Source organism: Myxococcus sp. CA039A (genome assembly GCF_013336645.1).
GTDB classification, from domain to species: Bacteria; Myxococcota; Myxococcia; order Myxococcales; family Myxococcaceae; genus Myxococcus; species Myxococcus llanfairpwllgwyngyllgogerychwyrndrobwllllantysiliogogogochensis.
In genome coordinates, this window is record NZ_JABUMQ010000228.1 from 1 (window position 1) to 18,583 (window position 18,583).

Consider the following 18,583-nt stretch of genomic DNA (forward strand, 5'->3'; position numbering starts at 1 on the left):
GTCGAGCCCCACCGTGACGGAGGCCCCCTCGTCCCATACGGAGAACGCCCCTTCCGAGGCCCAGCTCTCTCCGCGTCCGGATGCGGAGAAGACGCAGCTGCCCGAGGGCTTCGTGGAGGTCCTCAACCCGGCCTTCCCCAACGCCGCGCCCCCCGCGCCCGTCGTCCACCGGGGCCGCCGCTATGCCCTGGAGGACCTGGCGCCGTACTTCGGCGAGGGCAAGAAGCAGGAGGCCCGGGCGGCCTTCGACAAGGGGCAGTACAGCCGCGCCCGCGAGCTGCTGAAGGACGAGGGCACCACGCCGCCGGTGCGCTACCTGCGCGCGCTGGCCGCGCTGCGCTCCGGAGACGAGGAGACCGCCGCGAAGGAGCTGGCCGCGCTGGCGCCGGACTACCCCGCGCTTCAAGACCGGTGCCTCACGCACGCGGGCGTGGCGCTGGAGGGACTGCGCCGCTTTGACGAGGCGGCCGTGCTGCTGGCCCAGGTGTCACCGGAGTCCCGGCTGTACGTGGACGCTCGGCTGGCGCTGTCGCGGGTGCTGCGCAAGAAGAAGGACGCGGCGGGGGCCATGGCCGCGCTGGAGCCGCTCACGTCGCGTGCCGCGCCCAGTTGGGGGCGCAACGTGGGCGCCGAGGCGCTGATGGCCATCGCCGACATCGCGGCGGAGAAGAAGGACCGCGCCGCCGAGCGCGCCGCGCTGTGGCGCCTGTGGGGCGCGCATCCGCTGTCCGCGCTGGCGATGCAGGCGGAGAAGCGCCTCAAGGGACAGGCGTCGCCGGTGGAGGCCAAGGTCGCTCGCGGTGAGGCGCTGGTGGAGCTGCACCGCAACAAGCAGGGCCTGACACAACTGGAGCCCATGCTGGCGCAGTTGAAGCTGCCGGAGCCGCTCGCGTGCCGTGCGCACTTCGCCTACGGCAAGGGCATGCGCAAGGAGCGCCAGCACACGCGCGCCATCCAGATTCTGTCGCAGGTGGTGGAGAAGTGTGAGGACCGGGACCTGCTGGCGCGGGCGCTGTATGTGCTGGGCTCGTCGCGCTCGATTGTCGACTCGGCGCGCGGGACGGACACGTACGAGCGACTGGCGCGCGAGTTCCCGGACCACAGCTTCGCGGACGACGCGTTGTTCTACGCGGCGGACCTGTACGTGAAGACGGACCGCCCCAAGGAGGCGATGGCTCGGCTGGACGAGCTGGCGCGGCTGTATCCGCAGGGGGACTTCCTGGGCGAGGCGCTGTTCAAGGCGTATTGGATCGCACGCACCAGCAAGGTGGAGGACGCGGGCCTGTCCTTCCTGGACCGCATCGAGCAGCGCTTCGCGCAGGCGGACGAGAGCTACGACGTGGAGCGCGCGCGGTACTGGCGGGCGCGCACGTTCCAGGACCAGGGCAACATCCAGGGCGCGGCGGAGCTGTTCGAGAAGATCGCGGTGGAGCACCCCGCGACCTACTACGGGCTGATGGCGCGCTCGCAGTTGTCCACGGTGGACCCGGCGCGGCTCGAGCGCATCTCCCCGGACATCTTCGCGGTGCCCGACGCGGCCAGTCCGTGGCCGCTGTTCGCGGGGCCGGTGGGCGAGGACCCGCACTTCCGCGCGGGCATCGAGTTGCTGCGGCTCGGGTTCCCGGAGGCCGTGTCATCGGAGCTGCTCGCGGTGAGCCGGACGAACCAGCCCGCGGAGGCCATCCGCCTGCTGGTGCTGGTGCTGCACGAGGCCGGTGACGAGCGCGCCGCGCACGCGGTGGCCCGGCTGGCGCTGCGCAAGGACTTGAGCGGCCGCATCACCCGCGAGACGCGCGTGGTGTGGGAAGTCGCGTATCCCAACGCGTTCCGCGAGCTCATCGAGAAGCACACGGCCGTGTCGGGCGTGGAGGCGGATCTGCTCCAGGCGCTGATGCGCGAGGAGAGCGCGTTGGATCCGAAGGCGCTGTCCTGGGCCGGAGCGCTGGGCCTCACCCAGCTCATGCCGTCCACCGCGAAGGGCGTGGCGAGGGAGCTGAAGCTCAAGCGCTTCACGGTGGAGCAGCTGCTCCAGCCGGACCTCAACATCCGCATGGGGGCGCACTACCTGGGCGGACTGCTCAAGAAGTTCGGCGGACACACGCCGTACGCGGTGGGCAGCTACAACGCCGGCCCGGGCGCGGTGAACCGCTGGCGTTCGGACAAGCCGGACCTGCCGCTGGATGCGTGGGTGGAGGAGATCCCCATCTCCGAGACGCGCGGCTACATCAAGCGCGTGCTGCGCTCGTACAACACCTACCAGCTCCTCTACGGCCGGGCGCCCAAGCTGCCTGTCATCAAGAGCGCCGCGCGCTGAGCGGTGGCCGGGAAGCCACCTTCGAGCGCGGGAGGACGGCCTGCGAGCAGCCGAGGGCAGGACTGTTCCCCCGGCCATGGATCGGCTTCCTCCGTTGAGGCACGTCCTCCCTAAATCGGCCGGATGTTCTGCGCGTTCAGCCCCTTGGGCCCCTTCGTCACCTCGAATTCGACCCGCTGGTTCTCCTGGAGAGACCTGAAGCCGTCCGCGTTGATGGCGGAGTGATGTGCGAACACGTCCTCGCCTCCGTCATCCGGGGTGATGAAGCCAAAACCCTTGGCATCGTTGAACCACTTCACGATTCCCGTCTTCATACTGCCGTCCTCGTGTGCCACGCCTGGGGATGTCCAGGTGATTGGTAATGAAATAGGGATGGGCGGGAAGGATTGCCCCAGCCCTGGAGCAGGGCGTGCTCAGGCTCGCATGCTCTGCTGGGGACGGTTCACGATGAATTTCGAGCAGCGGACGCGCGGTTGCCGCCGTGCAAGCAGGCACAGGGCGACGAGCGCGAGCAGCAACGGCGTCACGGAGCCTGGAGCGGCGCCGCAGCCGAGAGCCCCCAGCCGGGGCTCTGAGTCGATGGAATAAGTCGCGGACTTCTCCACCTGGATGCGCACCGTCCCTGTCGAAGCCAGTCCCGCGCCGTCGGTGACGGTGAAGACGAGTGACACCTCTCCCTCGAAGTCAGGCGCCGCCTCGTACGTCATCGAGGGCGCCTTGCCGGACAGCTCGCCTGAAGCGGGGCGCGCGCTCACCGAGTAGGTCAGTGCGTCCTGGTCCGCATCCCGGGCATCGAGTACCACCGCGCGTCGCTCGCCAGCCTTCATCGTGAGCCGCGCGTTGCTCGCGATGGGGGCATGATTCACGGGCGTGATGTGCAGCGTCACCGTCGCGAAGGTGGTGTACTCCCCATCGCTGACCGCGAACGTGAAGGAGTCCTCGCGCGATGCGCCCGCCCTGGGCCGGTACACGACATGGGGCAACGTGCCCGTGAGTTCTCCCTGCGACGGGCCTTCGCTCAACTCGAAGGTGATGATGTCTCCGTCCACGTCGCGGCCTTCCAGCTCCAATTCAACCGGTCCCTCCGCGGACACGGTGACCTCGCGGGACATGGCCACGGGGGCGTCGTTGACGGGTTTGACGGAGAGGAGCACCTGGGCGGAGGTCGACTCGGTCACCCCATCACTCACGCGAAACGTGAGGTAGTCCTCGCCGTGGAAGTCGGGGTGGGGCGTATAGACGAGGTTGGGGGTCGTGCCCGAGAGCCGGCCGTGGCGGGGCAGCTCCACCAGCGAGTACTTCAGCGTGTCGTTGTCAGCAGCCAGGCTCTCCAGAATGAGCTCGACGGAGGTGTCCTCCGTGAGCACTTCCGAGCGATCAAACGCCATGGGGTCGATCTGCTCGGATTGCGGGAACCACATCCCCGGCTGCCCATGCTCATCCTCGAGGCCGCTCGTCACATAGACATAGCCTTCCTCTCCCTGGATGTCCGCAGGGGGCGTATCGGTGACGATGTTCACGAGGTCGTCGTCGGCCACGTCCTGTGCCGGATGTTCGATGGCGACCTCGGGAGCTGACGGGTGCGGGATGCACATCTTGGCGTTGGAGCCTCCGGACGGCCCTCGTGCCGGAGCCACGGCGAGGGGCGCGGCGTCGTAGTCCACCATGCGCGCGTGGACGCGGAGCGCGGCGTAGGGCGGTCCGACGAAGCGCTGGTAGGCGAGCAGGAAGCGGTTGGCCCCGACGGACGTCGCGCTCGGGAGTTGATACTCGAGCGCCAGCGTACCCAACTCGACGGGGGTATCGACCGTCCCGCTCGCTGAGTCGATCCTCGCGCCGAGCAACAGGTTCGCCGTACTGTCACCCGGCGCGGACGAGAGCCAGTACACGAGTGTGGAGGTGCCGGTCGCCGCCACCTGGGCCTGCCCCCAGAATGGCGGCTCCTGCCCCGGTGACGAGAGCAGCCAGGGCTCCGGGTCCACCACCATTCCCTCCGTGTCCACGCGGAGCGCGCGGACGGTTCCTCCCTCCGTCCACGCGATGACGTGGTTCGTCCCGTCGAAGGCAATGGACGGCTTTTCGGGCGTCAGCTCGCTCTGCCGAACCAGGATGCGGCCCGGCGCGAGGACGGTGCCGGCCCTGCTCACGCGGACCGCCTCCAGTCGTCGGAGCACGCCGCTGCCGGAGGGATGGACCTCCCAGACGGCGAGGAAGTTCGTTCCGTCGAACGAGACTGCCGGGTAGGACTCCGGGGCCCCACCGCCCAGGTCGATGCCCAGTCGATCGAGCACGACATCCGTGGGGCTCACGCGCGCTCCCCGGGCGATATCTCCGAAGCCAGACGACACCGGCGGCTCATCCCAGACCGCGAAGCAATCACCCCCACCACAGGCGAGTCGGGGTGCGTCGAGGAAGGACCGATGGGCGTGGATGGGGAACTCGCGTCGCACGGGGACTCCGCTCGCGGAGATGCGGCGGCCATGGAGTCTGGGTGTCTCGATGCCCGTTCGGGTGTCGCGCCACACGACCAGGTAGTTCGTCCCATCAAAGGCGACGGCGGGGTCACCCTGATCGCCGGCCGTCTGGGAGATGACAAAACCTCCCGGCGTCAGCTCCACGCCCTCCACGCTCAGCAGGGTGCCGTAGAGGTCCGTCCCCTGGGGAAACGGGCGCTGCTCCATCCAGACCAGCAGGGTGCGATTGCCATCCGAGGCCACCGCGGGCTCCTCCTGGCGGTTGGCGGACGTGCTGACCAACAGGCTCTCGGCGAGCACCGTGCCCGTGTTGCTCACCCGCGTCGCACGGATGTCCTCCTTGTCTTCGTCCTTCCCCCCATACCAGGTGACGAAGAACTCAGTTCCCGTTGACGCCATCCCACAGGGAGACGCAGTGAAGTTCCTGCGGTTCGCTACGAGCACCCGTCCGTTGGGATCCAGCACACCCCCGGAGGTCGTGATGCGCGCGCCATGGATGCCGCCGTAGCGCACGCCGTCGACGTATCGCATGTCATGCCATGCGACCAGGAAGTGCGTGCCATTGAAGGCCACGCTGGCCATGGATTGATGCGCGAAGTTCGTGTGGATGATGAAGGTCCCCAGGACGATGCCCTCGGGGCTCACCCGCGCCCCAAGAATGTCCCGATTGAAGTCGAGCGGGGTGAGCTGGTCCTCCCAGACGACGAGGTGATTCTGTCCGTCGAAAGCGACGACCGGGAGGACGGGGAAGATGGCATTGGGAGGACTGATGACGAACGACCCCAGGCTCGTGCCCTCCACCGAGACACGCGTCCCCTGAACGAGATTGCCGCGCGTGGAGACGACGAGGAAGTCGGTGCCACCCCAGGAGACCGTCGGCTCCCTGCCTTCACCCAGCTCCAGGCCCATGATGTCGAGCACGTCGCCCGAGGACGAGAGCCGTGTCCCTCGGAGCGTGGGGCCCAGGTCGGGGGCGTATTCGCTCCAGGTGACCAGGTACTGGCTGCCCGAGAACGCCACGGTGGGCTTCCCATACACGCTTCCCGGGGCTGCACTGGCGAGTCGTCTGGGTGTGGGCTCCACCAGTTGGCCCTCCGGCGTGACATGTGCGCCCAGGATGAGGTCACCTGCTTCACCCGGCCGCGTCGCATGCCAGACGACGAAGAAGTTCGTCCCATCGAAGAGCACATGAGGGGTGGTGCTCTTGTCCGCGATGGGGCTGATGAGGACTCCCGCCGGGTCCAGCACCTCTCCCGTCGGACTCACGCGGGCCGCGTAGATGCGCCCGCTTGAGCCGCCGTGCCGGTAGTCGGTCCACACCACCAGGTGGTGCGTTCCATTCCAGGCCACGGCTCCGTCGAACTGGTGGTCGCTCGCGGGGCCCATCGTCACGGCGCCGACCAGGGTTTCGAAGGAGAGCCCTGGTGCGAGGAATGCCGGGCGGGAGTCCGCCCACGCGGGCGTCACGGCCGCGATGCAGAGAAACACGGCGAGGCAGGCGAAGCCTCGCGGGCTCATTCGAAGAGACGACATGTGGACCTCGGGGAGCGCGGAGTCGGGACCGGCGAGCCGCCAGTGGATCGGCGGCGGACAGGGTCAGCAGACTCCCTGAGGCGTGATTCTCGCATCACGGAACCATCATGGGTTCCTCACACGGGGTGCATTTCGTCCAATCCCCCCGCGTGCCAGATGGGCAGACTGTGGATATCCACCCTTGAACCAGGAGGTTCGTGATGAAGCCAGACACCACGGTTGCCATGAAGAAGGACGTGTCCCCGCAGCCTCGGTTGGGCATCCAGCTCGTGATGAAGAACGCGACCGCCGCGCTCACGTTCTATTCCCAGGTCTTCGGCGCCGAGGAGCGGATGCGGCTGGTGGAGCCCTCCGGTCGCCTGGGCCATGCGGAGATGCTCCTGGGCGGAGTGGTGCTGTCCATCGCGGATGAGTATCCGGAGTACGGAATCGTCGGGCCGCAGAGTCGGGGAGGGGCGACGAGCCTGCTCAACCTCTCGGTCGACGACGTGGACGCCATGGCCCAACGGGCCATCGCCGCCGGAGCCGTGCTGGAGCGTCCCATCAAGGACGAGTTCTACGGCGACCGCGTGGCCCACATCCAGGACCCGTTCGGCCACCGCTGGTCGCTCTCCATGCGCATCGAAGAGGTGTCTCCGGAGGAGATGCAGCGGCGCTTCCTGAAGATGGTGGGAGGCTGAGCGGCCCGCGCGGGCGTTCGAACCGGCCCGCGCGGCCAGATCGTCCCGCTAGCCCTTGATGAAGAGCAGCAGGTCCTCGTTGATGACGTCCTTGTGGGTCGAGCACATGCCGTGGGGGAAGCCCTTGTAGGCCTTCAACTGCGCGCCCTTCACGAGCGTGGCGGTGATCTTCCCTGCGCCCTCGAAGGGGACAATCTGGTCGTCGTCGCCGTGCATCACCAACGTGGGCACGTCGAACTTCGCCAGGTCCGCGCGGAAGTCCGTCTCCGAGAAGGCCTTGATGGTGTCGTACTCGGACTTCAGCGAGCCCTGCAGACCCTGGAGGCGGAAGCTCTCCCTCAGGCCCTCGGAGACCTTCGCTCCCGGCCGGTTGAAGCCGTAGAACGCCATGCTCAGTTCTTTGAAGAAGGAGGAGCGGTCGCCACGCACGCCCGAGCGGATGTCGTCGAAGACCTTCATGGGCAGGCCATTCGGGTGCCAGTCCGTCTTGAGCATGATGGGAGGCACGGCGCCAATGAGCACGGCCTTGGCGACGCGAGAAGTTCCATGGCGGCCGATGTACCGCGTCACCTCGCCGCCGCCCGTCGAGTGGCCGACATGCACGGCCTTGCGCAAGTCGAGCGCGGCGGTCAGCTCCGCGAGGTCATCCGCGAAGTGGTCCATGTCGTGGCCTTCCCAGGGCTGTGACGAACGCCCGTTGCCACGACGATCATGCGCGATGGTGCGGAAGCCTCGTTCGGACAGGTACATCATCTGGTCTTCCCAGGCATCGGCCGTGAGCGGCCAGCCATGGGAGAAGACGATGGGTTGTCCGTCCTTGGGACCCCAGTCCTTGAAGTAGATCTGGGTTCCGTCGCGAGTCGAAAGGTAGCTGCCCTGGAGCTTGCCGGCTTGAGTGGCCATACGAGGGTCCTCGGGTCGTGGGTAGATGCAACGGTTGCGAAGATGTGCCCCGTGTTCATGACCCGCCATCGGCCCCTGGCTCTCTGGCCCCTCTCCGGAAGAACTGGGGTGGCTGACCCTCTGTACAAAGGACGGCGCCGCGTCTTGTCGCCATCGTCACGCGCACGTTCGCGAGGGAGTTCGCACCTGGAGGCCAGTCGGAACGGATGACCCAAGGCAGGGGGACGAGGAGGGGCCGTGGCCCGTGCCGCCTGGTTGGTGGCCGGGCCAGCGCCCGGGAGCGGACATCCGGTGACTCGAATGGATGCACGGCGGGACGACGGTGCTACCCTGCGCCGCGATGAAGAAAGTCCTCGTGAGTCTGGCAGTGGTCTTCGTGCTGTTGGCGGCTGCGGGTGTGGGTGCGTTCTGGTGGGTGGAGCAGGCGGCGCATCAAGCCGTCGCGGCCCCCGGCGCGACCCCCGTGGAGTTCACCGTCCCCAAGGGCACTTCCGGGAGAGGCCTGGGCGTGCTGCTCGCCAACCAGGGCCTCATCCGTGATGCGCGGGTGTGGCGCTGGCACCTCTTCCGTCGTGGCTCGTTCTCGCCCAAGGCGGGACGACACCCGGTGAGCCCGTCCATGACGGTGGCGGAGCTGGCCACGGTGCTGGAGGGCAACCCGCTCCCCGACGACATCCCGTTCCTGGTGGTGGAGGGCTGGCGCCTGCGGGACACCGACGCGGCCCTCACGGCGGCGGGCTTCATCACCGCGGGCGCGTACATCACCGCGGCCAGCAATCCCAGTCGCTTCACCGCGCCGTTCCCCCTGCCCACCACCACGCTGGAGGGCTACCTGTACCCGGAGTCCTACGGCGTGATTCCGGGGAAGTTCGACGTCGAGGACCTCATCCAGCGCCAGTTGAATGCCTTCGGGGCACGCTTCTACACGCCCAACCGGGACGCCATCTCCAAGAGCGGGAGGACGCTGCACGAGGTGGTGGTGATGGCATCCATGCTGGAGCGCGAGGAGCCCGTGCCGGACCAGCGTCCGCTGGTCGCGGGCATCCTCTGGAAGCGCGTGGACAAGGGCTATCCGCTCGGCGTGGACGCGACGTCGCGGTACGTGCTGGCGCAGTGGAATGACCGCAAGGCGTTCCTCCAACGACTGAGAGATCCCGAGGACCCGTACAACACGCGTCATCGCAAGGGCCTGCCCCCGGGTCCCATCGGCGCGCCCACGGTGGCGTCGCTCCAGGCCGCCATGGCGCCCACGCCGAGCGAGTTCTGGTACTACCTGCACGACGCGCAGAAGACCCTGCGCCCCTCTCGCAACGCGGAAGAGCACGAGGCGCTGCGCCGCAAGTACAACGTGTACTGACGCCGCGGGACACGGTGCTCGCTCCCTCGCTCACCAGGTAGAGGGAGCGCACCGGCCCTGACTGGCGTGACTGTTGCTCACCCATCGTCTCCTCTGGTCTCAAGGGAGCGGTGACGTGAGGCGGATGACGGTCGGGGCGGGTTCGTGGGGCTGGTTGGTGGCGTTCGCGCTCCTGAGTGGGTGCGGGGCTTCCCAAGGTGTGGCGCCGAGTTCCACGGAGGTGGTCGCTCCTCCAGATGGTCGGCGTGAGGAGCTCGTCACCCGGACGGTGACGTTCGTCGCGGCGGCGGACACGCACGTCGTGGCGACGTCTCCGACGACGAGCTTCGGCTCCTCGGAGACGCTGGTGCTCGGTCGCTCGCTCGATGCCGAGGCCTACCTCCGCTTCCTCATCCAACCCTTCGAGGGGACGATGACGACCGCGCGCCTGCGCCTGTACGTGCTGGAGGGCACGGAGGACGGGCCCACCGTCCACGACCCGCCAGGAGTCCGGACATGGAACGAGCTGACGACGTGGGACACGCGTCCTCAGTGGGGCGGCTATTGGGCGCTCGTCAGCGCGGGCCCCGTCGCCAGCGGGACGTGGATGGAGCTGGATGTCAGCGACCTGCACGTTTCCCAGAGCAGCTATCTCGACATCTTCATGGGGGGAGACAGCCCGGATGGCGTGACGCTCGCGTCGAGCGAACATCCGGACCCCGCGCTGCGCCCCCAGCTCGTCCTCACCATCGAGTCCGCGAAGGACCATCCGCCTCCGCGCCCCGAGCCGCTCCCTGTGTCGGGGACGCCCGTTTCGTTCGCTCCGCGCGCTGACACGTTTGTCTCCGCGGATGTGCCGGACTCCTCGGCCGGTGGTGTGTCGGAGGCGCTTCGCGTCGGGAGCACGCCAGAGCGAGAGGCGCATCTTCGCTTCTCCGTGCAGGGGCTGACGGAGACCGTGCAGCGCGCGGTGTTGCGCCTGCGCGTTCGCGCGGATGGCACGGAGGGCGGGCCCTCGGTCTTCGCCACGCAGGGGGCATGGAGTGAGGCTGTCACCTGGAACACGCGCCCGACGAAGGTGGGCGGCTCGCTGTACCGCGCACCGTTCCTCGCGCCATTCGGCTTCGCGGACTACGACGTGACGGAACAGGTGCGAGGCGATGGCGACGTCACCTTCGGCCTGTATGCGAACTCCGGCGACGAGGTGTCGTTCCACTCGCGAGAGGTCCTCGCGCTCGAGCCCCAATTGCTCGTCTGGACGGGGGCGCCTCGGACTGCTCCGACGGATGACTGCCTGACACGCCAGGAGGTTCTCGCGACCTCCGTCCTCGCGTCGCAGGACACCTTCGTCACGCCGGACAGCCCCACCACGCAGCATTACCGCGAGGCCTCGTTGCGTGTGGATGCGTCACCGCGCGCGGAGAGCTACCTGGAGTTCGACGTACAACTGGGGGCGGCGCCGGTCCGCCGCGTGTTGCTGCGCCTCTATGCACTGGATGCCTCCGGGAATGGGCCCCGGTTGTTCAAGGCCGCGCCGTTCGATGAGGCGACGACGGACTGGTATCGCAAGCCCGCCATCATGGGGGGCGTGGTGGGGGACCTGGGGGCGCTGAAGAAGGACCAGTGGGTGGAGCTGGACGTGACGGACGTGGTGACGACGTCGGGGCGTCACGCCTTCGCGTTGCTCGATGGTTCCGCGGATGGGATGCGCTTCGCCTCGTCCGAGATGGAGGAGCGAGGGCTGCTCTCCGTCGCGCCGCGACTGGTGGTCATCACCGACAGCGAGCCCTTCTGTTCCTACCAGGGCACGCCTCCATCAGGCTCGACGGCGTGGGTGACTCAGTCGAGCGACCCCTCGGCGGAGCTTTCGACTCACTCGGCCCCCGCGCTCGACGGCGGCTTCGTCGTCATCAGCAGGGTGGAGCAACCGGTGACCGGTCCCCTGTCTTCCGAGCGGACGGATATCGTCACCCTTCACCGCGCGGACGGGAGCGTCGCGTGGAGCCGCGCGTTCTCCCAGCCGCAGGTGTCCTTCGAGCAGGTGGTGGTGACGAAGCAGGGAAATGTCCTGGTGGCGGGGAGCTACCTCGGTGCACCGGACCTGGGCACGGGCGCGCTGCCGCGAGGGCAGGGCATGTTCGTGATGAAGCTTTCGCCCACGGGCGGGGTGGTCTGGACGCGTGGCTACAAGGCGTGGTTCCAGCGGATGGACGAGTCCGTCGACAACCCGATGCAGGTGCTCGACCTGGCGACGGACGCGCATGGCAGCGCGCTCGTGGTGGGGACCTTCTGGGGCTACACGGACTTCGGAGCGGGGCCCGTCTATTCCGGCAAGCCGTTCCCGTATGACGACACGTATCCGAACTCCTTCGTCCTGAAGCTCCAGTGGGACGGCGCCTATCAGTGGGCGCGCACGCTGACGTCGGACTCGCTCCGGGGCGCCCAGGCGACGAGCGTGGCAGTGGACGCGGAGGAGAGCGTCACCGTCGGCGGCTGGGCGGGGCAGGGCACGGACTTCGGAGCGGGTGCCATCACCCAGAACGGCGCCTTCGTGGCGCGCTGGGATGCGAGCGGTGCACCTGTCTGGTCCCGGGTCATCCCGGTCTATTTCAGTGGGCTGTCCACGCTGGCGTTGTTGCCCGACGGCGGCGTCGTCTTCACGGGGAACTTCGGAGGCCGCTTCACGTTCGCCGGGCAGGAGTACGCGAGCCGGGAGCCGGACGAATACGATGGCGGGCCGCGCGACACGATGCTGGGCCGCCTGAGCGCGACGGGCGACGAGGTGACGCTGAGGCAGCTCCAGGACGTCGACTTCCATGACCTGGTGGTGGATGCATCGGGGAACGTCGTGACGTCGCAGCTTGGAGGTGGAAGCAGGCTGGGGCTCGGGGACGTCGGTCCGACGGAAGAGGGCGCGTCGTTGCGCCCGACGGTGGCGGGCTTCGGCGTCGACCTGCGGACGCGCTGGGTTCGGGTGTTCGATCCGCTCCAGTCGCAGCTTCTCCTGTCTCCGGTGAGTGATGGCCTCGTGGTGACCGCGGACCTCAAGACGCCCTTCGAACTGGAGGGCACCTGGTACGCGCCCCGCGAGCGTCGCTCGGACCTGCTGCACTTCAAGCTCCGACCTTGAGCGGTGCGGGCACGCCGCGAGACTTCCAACGGACAGCTGGATTGGCGCACCTGTTGCTCACGCATCGTCCTGGCTGGACCCGAAGGAGAGATGACGTGAGATACGTGACAGGCGGAGTGGTGGGTTGGAGTCTGGGAATGGCGCTCGCACTCCTGGGTGGGTGTGGGAGTTCCCAGGGTGAAGTGTCTGCTTCCACGCTGGATGCGGCCCCGGACGGCCAGCGGCGTGACGAACTCAATACACAGACGGTGACGTTCATCGCGGCGGCGGACACACACGTGGTGGCGACGTCACCGACGACGAGCTTCGGCTCGTCACCGACGATGGAGGTGGACCGGTCTCCGGAGTCGGAGGCGTACCTGCGCTTCCTCATCACCCCGTTCGAGGGGACGCTGACGACGGCGCGGCTGCGGGTCTATGCGTTGGATGGCTCGTCGGATGGACCCACCGCGCATGATCCCCGGTTGGATGGACGCAACTGGAACGAGCTGACGACGTGGAACACACGTCCACCCCCGGCCAACAACATCCTCGCCAGCGCGGGCGCAGTGACGAGCGGCACCTGGATTGAGCTGGATATCTCCGACCTGCACATCTCCCAGAACGCCTATACCGATGTCCACCTGCGGCCCGACAGCACGGATGGAGTGACGATTGCGTCGAGCGAACATCCGAACGCCGCGCTGCGTCCCCAGCTCGTCCTCACCGTCGAGTCCGCGGAGGACCATCCTCCGCACCGTCCCACGCCGCTCCCGGTGTCGGGTCCGCCCACGCTCTTCAACGCGAGCGCCGACACCTTTGTCTCCGAGGCCGCGCCGGGCTCCTCGGCCGGAGGCACGTCGCGGAAGCTGTGGGTGGACAATGGCCAGAAGCGCGAGGCGTATCTGCGCTTCTCGGTGCAAGGCCTGACGGAGACCGTCCAACGCGCGATTCTGCGTTTGAACGTCTCCGACGAGGGCACGGCGGGAGGTCCCTCCGTGTATGCGATTCAGGGGGCCTGGAATGAGTCGAGCGTCACTTGGAATACGCGCCCGCAGCGGGTGGGCGGCGTGCTGTCCTATGTTCCGTTCCTCTCGCCCCTCGGCACCGTGGAATACGACGTGACGGACCTGGTGCGAGGCAATGGCGACGTCTCGTTCGGGTTGTATGGGAACTCGACCACCCCGGTGACGTTCGTCTCCCGGGAGTCCTCCGCCTCCGCGCCTCAGCTCCTCGTCTGGACGGGCGCGTCCCGCACAGCGCCGGGGGATGCGTGCCTGACGCGTCGGGAGATTGTCTCGACGACCCTCTACCCGCTGCACGACACCTATATCGACCAGTACCGTCCGGACACGACGTTCCACCGCGAGGCGTCGCTGAAGGTGGATACTCAGCCAGGGTTCTACAGCTACCTCGACTTCGACGTGCAGTTGCCGCCGGGACAGGTGCGCCGCGTGTTGCTCCAGTTGTATGCGCTGGAGGCTTCGGACCGAGCGCCCCGGCTCCTCAAGTCCGTGCCGTTCGACCCCAAGGAGACCACCTGGTCTCACCCTCCGCCCTTCGTCAATGAAGTCCTCGCCGACGCGTGGGCGGTGAAGAAGGACGAGTGGGTGGAGTACGACGTGACGGCCACCGTCACCACCTCGGGCCGCCATGCCTTCCAGCTATATCCCTCCTCGAACGACGGTCTGAGCTTCGCGTCGGTGGATGCGGCGCGGGAGCAGATTTTGGACGCCGCGCCCCGCCTGGTCGTCGTCACGGAGAGCGCGCCGTTCTGCTCGTACCGAGGCACGCAGCCGGCGGGGACCACCACGTGGGTGAAGCAGTCGAACCGTCCCGAGGCGGAGCGCGCGATTCACACAGCCCCCGCGCCGGATGGTGGCTTCGCCGTGCTCAGCGCGGTGGAGCAGACGCAGGATGGGCCATACTCGGCGGCGGAGACGGACGTCATCACGCTCCACCGCGCGGACGGTGACGTTGCGTGGACGCGCGAGTTCGCGCACCCGGGGGTCACCTTCAGGAAGGTGGCGGTGACCACCCTGGGCAACGTGCTCGCCGCGGGCGAGTACTCCGGCGCACCTGACCTGGGCAAGGGCCCGCTGCCACAGGGGCAGGGCATGTTCCTGCTGAAGCTCACGCCCACGGGCGCGGTGGACTGGGCGCGGGGCTACCGGTCCTGGAGCCTGGGAGAGGAAGGCCCCGAGGACAACATCATCCCCGTGTACGACCTGGCGACGGACGCGCACGGCAGCGCCGTGGTGACGGGCGGCTTCTGGGGGCATGCCGACTTCGGGGCCGGGCCCGTCTACTCCGGCAAGCCGCGCCCCTATGACGACGAGGGCCCCAACTCCTTCGTCCTGAAGGTCCAGTGGGACGGTGCCTACCAGTGGGCGCGAGTGCTGGCCGGGCAGTCGCTGCGTGGCACCCAGGCGGTGAGCGTGGCCGTGGACGCCCAGGAGAACGTCACCGTCGGTGGCTGGGCGGCCCAGGGCACCGACTTCGGAGCGGGCGCCATCACCGGCCAGGGCCCGTTCGTGGCGCGGTGGAGCGTGAGTGGTGCGCCGCTGTGGGCCTGGCTGCTGCTCACGACCTACGGCCACTACGCGGATGTGCTGGAGGTGGGCGTCCTTCCGGACGGGAGCGTGGCCTTCACGGGGAACTTCGACGGTCGCTTCACCTTCGCGGGCACGTCCTACGCGAGCCTGGAGCCGGACGACTTCTACGACGGACAGCGCGATGCCCTGTTGGGGCGCCTGAGCGCGACGGGCGCGGAGGTGGCGCTAAGGCGGTTCCAGGACGACAGGGGCCGCAGACTGAGCTTCGGCTCGCTCGTCGTGGATGCGTCGGGCAACATCATGACGGCTCAGTCCGGGTGGGGTCGCCTGTTGGGGCTCGGCTCCGTGGGGCTGCCCGAGGACGTGGCGCCCGACCGCCCCACGCTGGCGGGCTTCGCTCCCAGTCTGGCGACGCGCTGGGTGCGCGTGTTGGATCCTCTCCAGTCGGGTCTCCACCTGGCGCCCGTGGGTGATGGGGTCATCGCGACGGGAACCCTGGCCGCGCCCTTCGAGTTGGATGGGACCTGGTACACGCCCCGCCTGCGCCGGCTGGACCTGCTGCACGTCAAGCTCCAGCCCTGAGCGGCCCCAGCGGAAAATCCTACCGTGAGACCCGGGGGCCGGGCGCCCCAGGGCTTCCGCGTGACGGAGTGGGTCGTGCCTGTCCCCCTGGACCCCGTCAGGCCGAGGTGGTGGTCCCCTCGCTGGTGGCGGAGCACCCGATGGGTCGCATGGCCACCGAGGAGGAAGTCACCTTCGCGACGCTCCAACCGCGTGCCCGGGGGGCCGGATTCGTGACGAGGGCCACACTCGCCGTCGATGGTGGCTTCCTCCCGGCCTGATCTGGGGTATTCACGACGGTAGACATGACTCAGCTCCCCAAGAAGCTCCAGGACCACGCCGATGCACTTGCAGCCGCGGACGAGAGACTGACCGCGCTGGACGAGGACGCGCTGCTCGCGGCCCCCGTCGACATCTCCGCGATGCTGCGAACCGGCATCGAACTCCACGAAGAGTTGACGGCCCAGTCGCGCACGCTGGAGACACGCGATTGTGTCGTCGTGACGGGTGACATGGACGTGGAGACCCTGGTGGTGAAGGGCCCCGGCGGCCTGCTCGTCCTCGGCGACCTGAAGGTCGGCACGGCGGAGTTGCACTCCATCGTGCTCGTGCTGGGCAACTGCCACGTCGCCGACCAGATTGTCGGCGAGGGCGAGCCGAACACGCTGACCGTCCTGGGCGAGATTCAGGGCGGACGCTGCGAGATGCGCAAGCAGTTCATCATGCAGTTCCTTGGTGGCGGCAAGCTCACCTCGCTGAAGGACAGCGAGGGCGGCGCGGCGGAGCTGCTGGAGCTGTTGAGCGGCGCGGGCAGCGAGCTGGAAGTCGACGAAGTCGACGCGTAGTCGCTGGACGGACACGGTGCCGGGAGCGCTCCTCCCGGCCCGAGTCCACGCTCAGTCAGCCCGCGACACCGAGCATCTCGCGAATCTGCCGCAGCATCTCGATTTCACTCGGATGGATGTGGCCATCGCTGGAGATGAGGGCGTGCGTCGCCTCGACGACCGCCTGGGGATTGGAGCGGAGGACTCCCAGGTTGGGGGCGGGCAGGGGGATTCCGTTCTGGAGGCACTTCGCCAGCTCGGCCAGCTCCGGCAACGGCACGCTCATGCCTCGCGCGGTATCCATGATGTGGTCGATTTCCTGGCGGCTCACGCCCTCGTCGCCACTGGCGACCTGGAGCAGCAGCTTGAGGACTTCAATCTGGAACCGGGAGTCGGGGCTCGAGGGGGTGGACATCCGTGGTACATCCTCCAAGGTGGCTCGCAGGCTGACGTGTCTGGACACTTCCGTCCAGGGCTGCCTCGGGCTTTCCGAGGAGATCTTCGCATGAAAGTCCTGGAGACGGAGCGGCTCGTCCTGCGCAGGGTGACGCAGGCGGATGCGCCCTTCATCCTGGTGTTGGTGAATGAGCCAGCGTGGCTGCGCTTCATTGGCGACCGGGGTGTGAAGACGCTCGAGGACGCGTGGGGCTACATCCGCAACGGCCCCCACGTGTCGTACGAGCGCCATGGCTTCGGCCTGTACCTGGTGGAGCGCAAGTCGGACGGCGCGCCGCTGGGGATGTGTGGCCTGCTCAAGCGCGACTCGCTGGAGCACGTGGACATCGGCTATGCGCTGCTGCCCGCGTATTGGGGGCAGGGCTACGCCCAGGAGGCTGTCTCCGCCACGCTCGCTCACGGGTTGCGCGACTTCGGCTTGAAGCGCATCGCGGCCATCGTTTCGAACGACAACGCCAGCTCCATCAAGGTGCTGTCGCGGCTGGGGCTGCGGTTCGAGAAGCACATCCGGCTGCCTGGGGCGACCGAGGAAATCAGCCTGTACCTGACGCCCCCCTGAGTCGAGCGCGGAGCACCGCGCGGCACCCGGGCGCGAGCGGGCCGTCACCTGCCTGACACCTCCCCGTCGTTTGGAGATTGGGTGCCACGTCTCCTAGACTCGGAGACGTGGGACCCCCGTCGAACAATGTAGACGGTGGGAAGAACGCGCTCTTGCGCGCCCTCCCCTCCATCGAGCAGCTCCTGCGGCGGCCTTCGCTGGAGCCGCTGCTTGCGGGGGTCCCCAGGGCCAGGGCCGTGTCCGCGCTGAGGTTGGCCGTGGAGCGCGCACGGGCCCGGCTGCTCCAGGGTGAGCCGCGCTCCTTCGAGGACGCGGACGTGGGCGAGGCGCTGAGCACGCTGGCCACGCCGGGCCTGCGTCCCGTGCTGAACGCGACGGGCGTGGTGCTGCACACCAACCTGGGGCGCGCGCCGCTCGCGCCCGAGGCGGTGGCGCGGGTGGCGGAGGTGGCGCGAGGGTACTCGAACCTCGAATACGACCTGGACGAAGGCGAGCGCGGCAGCAGGTATGCGCCGGTGGTGGGGCTGTTGCGTCAGTTGACCGGCGCGGAGGATGCGCTCGTCGTCAACAACTGCGCGGGGGCCGTATTGCTGGTGTTGGCGGCGCTGGCGGGTGGTCGCGAGTGCATCGTGTCGCGCGGGGAGCTGGTGGAGATTGGCGGTGGCTTCCGCGTGCCGGATGTCATGCGTCAGTCGGGGGCGAAGCTGGTGGAGGTGGGGACCACGAACCGCACGCGCGTGGCGGACTACGCGAGCGTGGTGGGCGCGGAGACGGGGCTGTTGCTGAAGGTGCACCGCTCCAACTTCGCGGTGGTGGGCTTCACGGAGGAGGCGAGCGTGGCGGAGCTGTCCGCGCTCGGGCGGCAGCGCGGCGTGCCCGTGTTCCAGGACCTGGGCTCGGGGGCGCTGGTGCCCATGGTGGGAGAGGGCTTGAGTCAGGAGCCCACGGTGCCCGGAGTCGTGGCCGCGGGGGCGGACGTGGTGGCGTTCTCCGGGGACAAGCTGCTGGGCGGGCCGCAGGCGGGCGTGGTGGTGGGACGTTCCGCGCTGGTGTCGCGCATCAAGGCGCACCCGCTGACGCGGGCGTTGCGTGTGGACAAGCTGACGGTGGCCGCGCTGGAGGCCACGTTGGAGCTGTACCGGGACGGCAGGCCGGAGGCCGTGCCCACCTACAGACTGCTTGCCCAGTCGTCCGAGGAGCTGCGCGCACGGGCGCTGCGGCTCCAGGCGTTGCTGGCCGAACAGGGTGTGAGTGCCCGGGTGGACGGGGTCTGTCTCTT

12 protein-coding genes are annotated in these 18,583 nt (G+C 68.4%); 8 read left to right on the forward strand and 4 right to left on the reverse strand.

Going from position 1 to position 18,583, the window contains the following annotated elements; all coding sequences use genetic code 11:
* On the forward strand, positions 1-2,314 hold a 2,314-nt coding region (locus HR086_RS31415; RefSeq protein WP_174467485.1), incomplete at its 5' end, for a transglycosylase SLT domain-containing protein.
* A gap of 110 nt (positions 2,315-2,424) precedes the next feature.
* On the opposite strand, the gene HR086_RS31420 is transcribed toward HR086_RS31415, so the two are convergent.
* Positions 2,425-2,628, reverse strand: coding sequence for a cold-shock protein (locus tag HR086_RS31420; protein WP_174459335.1), 204 nt, complete (start codon positions 2,626-2,628; stop codon positions 2,425-2,427).
* Positions 2,629-2,727: 99 nt separating this feature from the next.
* Entirely contained in the window at positions 2,728-6,321 is a 3,594-nt protein-coding gene (locus HR086_RS31425; RefSeq protein ID WP_174467486.1) for a tandem-95 repeat protein, read from the reverse strand.
* Positions 6,322-6,521: 200 nt separating this feature from the next.
* Between HR086_RS31425 and HR086_RS31430 the strand changes: the two genes are divergently transcribed.
* On the forward strand, positions 6,522-7,001 hold the full coding sequence (locus HR086_RS31430) for a VOC family protein (protein WP_141648574.1): 480 nt from the start codon (positions 6,522-6,524) through the stop codon (positions 6,999-7,001).
* 48 nt (positions 7,002-7,049) lie between these two features.
* Here the strand turns inward: HR086_RS31430 and HR086_RS31435 are convergent, their stop codons facing one another.
* Complete coding sequence (locus HR086_RS31435; RefSeq protein ID WP_174459201.1) at positions 7,050-7,904, reverse strand: alpha/beta fold hydrolase; 855 nt, start codon at positions 7,902-7,904, stop codon at positions 7,050-7,052.
* A 340-nt stretch (positions 7,905-8,244) separates the two neighbouring features.
* On the opposite strand from HR086_RS31435, the gene mltG reads away from it, so the two are divergent.
* The 4 genes from mltG to HR086_RS31455 all read left to right on the forward strand — a co-directional run bounded on the left by mltG (position 8,245) and on the right by HR086_RS31455 (position 16,310).
* Positions 8,245-9,261, forward strand: a complete 1,017-nt coding sequence (gene mltG / locus HR086_RS31440) for an endolytic transglycosylase MltG (protein WP_174459200.1) — start codon at positions 8,245-8,247, stop codon at positions 9,259-9,261.
* A 124-nt stretch (positions 9,262-9,385) separates the two neighbouring features.
* A complete protein-coding gene (locus HR086_RS31445; protein ID WP_174467487.1) occupies positions 9,386-12,370 on the forward strand; it encodes a DNRLRE domain-containing protein in 2,985 nt (994 codons plus the stop codon).
* 137 nt (positions 12,371-12,507) lie between these two features.
* Positions 12,508-15,486, forward strand: a complete 2,979-nt coding sequence (locus HR086_RS31450; RefSeq protein ID WP_174467488.1) for a DNRLRE domain-containing protein — start codon at positions 12,508-12,510, stop codon at positions 15,484-15,486.
* Between the two features lie 284 nt (positions 15,487-15,770).
* Positions 15,771-16,310: a hypothetical protein gene (locus tag HR086_RS31455; RefSeq protein WP_141649182.1), complete on the forward strand. Its 540-nt coding sequence runs from the start codon at positions 15,771-15,773 to the stop codon at positions 16,308-16,310.
* A 55-nt stretch (positions 16,311-16,365) separates the two neighbouring features.
* Here HR086_RS31455 and HR086_RS31460 read toward each other — a convergent pair whose 3' ends face one another.
* On the reverse strand, positions 16,366-16,704 hold the full coding sequence (locus HR086_RS31460) for a TerB family tellurite resistance protein (protein ID WP_141649183.1): 339 nt from the start codon (positions 16,702-16,704) through the stop codon (positions 16,366-16,368).
* Positions 16,705-16,794: 90 nt separating this feature from the next.
* On the opposite strand from HR086_RS31460, the gene HR086_RS31465 reads away from it, so the two are divergent.
* Entirely contained in the window at positions 16,795-17,304 is a 510-nt protein-coding gene (locus HR086_RS31465) for a GNAT family N-acetyltransferase (protein WP_174467489.1), read from the forward strand.
* Between the two features lie 152 nt (positions 17,305-17,456).
* Positions 17,457-18,583: L-seryl-tRNA(Sec) selenium transferase (gene selA, locus HR086_RS31470; RefSeq protein ID WP_217442022.1), on the forward strand; the 1,127-nt coding region annotated here is incomplete at its 3' end.

What these genes read in the sequence shown, in the direction of transcription:
- HR086_RS31420 (WP_174459335.1), bottom strand. Translation starts at nt 2,628, where the DNA reads ATGAAGACGGGAATCGTGAAGTGGTTCAACGATGCCAAGGGTTTTGGC.
- HR086_RS31425 (WP_174467486.1), bottom strand. Translation starts at nt 6,321, where the DNA reads ATGTCGTCTCTTCGAATGAGCCCGCGAGGCTTCGCCTGCCTCGCCGTG.
- HR086_RS31430 (WP_141648574.1), top strand. Translation starts at nt 6,522, where the DNA reads ATGAAGCCAGACACCACGGTTGCCATGAAGAAGGACGTGTCCCCGCAG.
- HR086_RS31435 (WP_174459201.1), bottom strand. Translation starts at nt 7,904, where the DNA reads ATGGCCACTCAAGCCGGCAAGCTCCAGGGCAGCTACCTTTCGACTCGC.
- mltG (WP_174459200.1), top strand. Translation starts at nt 8,245, where the DNA reads ATGAAGAAAGTCCTCGTGAGTCTGGCAGTGGTCTTCGTGCTGTTGGCG.
- HR086_RS31445 (WP_174467487.1), top strand. Translation starts at nt 9,386, where the DNA reads ATGACGGTCGGGGCGGGTTCGTGGGGCTGGTTGGTGGCGTTCGCGCTC.
- HR086_RS31450 (WP_174467488.1), top strand. Translation starts at nt 12,508, where the DNA reads ATGGCGCTCGCACTCCTGGGTGGGTGTGGGAGTTCCCAGGGTGAAGTG.
- HR086_RS31455 (WP_141649182.1), top strand. Translation starts at nt 15,771, where the DNA reads ATGACTCAGCTCCCCAAGAAGCTCCAGGACCACGCCGATGCACTTGCA.
- HR086_RS31460 (WP_141649183.1), bottom strand. Translation starts at nt 16,704, where the DNA reads ATGTCCACCCCCTCGAGCCCCGACTCCCGGTTCCAGATTGAAGTCCTC.
- HR086_RS31465 (WP_174467489.1), top strand. Translation starts at nt 16,795, where the DNA reads ATGAAAGTCCTGGAGACGGAGCGGCTCGTCCTGCGCAGGGTGACGCAG.